Origin of the sequence: Saccharothrix sp. NRRL B-16314, from assembly GCF_000716595.1 — a bacterium.
GTDB lineage: Bacteria > Actinomycetota > Actinomycetes > Mycobacteriales > Pseudonocardiaceae > Actinosynnema.
Map to the genome: position 1 here is coordinate 1 of NZ_JNXC01000140.1, position 393 is coordinate 393.

The window sequence follows — 393 nt, forward strand, 5'->3', positions numbered from 1 at the left end:
CGCTGGAGGGGTCCGAGCGGGCCCTGGCCTGGGGCGAGCGCTCCCGGTTCCAGCTCGTCACCGCCGCATACACGGCCCTGGTCAGCGAAGGCACCTGGGACGAGGCGGACTGGGCCGTCCTGGAGGACAAGATCCGTTCGATCAGCCGCGCCGGGTGGTGGATCGACCAGCGCGACGCCGACGGCGCCGATCTCCCCGACGCTGCCACGAGCGCCGACGTCGGCACCGAGAACCCGCACCGCTGACCGCCTGCGCACCGACGGGAAATCGCACATATATAGCGCACGTTCGCCGGTTAGCCTAACCGGCCGATTTCCAGACCATGGAGTCCTGCCCCCAACGCCACCTGCGGCTTTCTGCGGAAGGACCCACCGTGCCCGAACCCACCCGCCC

General features: G+C 70.2%; 1 protein-coding gene. It reads left to right on the forward strand.

From position 1 onward, the window contains the following. On the forward strand, positions 1 to 245 hold a 245-nt coding region (locus OQ02_RS39395; RefSeq protein WP_033443786.1), incomplete at its 5' end, for a hypothetical protein. Between the last annotated feature and the right edge of the window lie 148 nt (positions 246 to 393).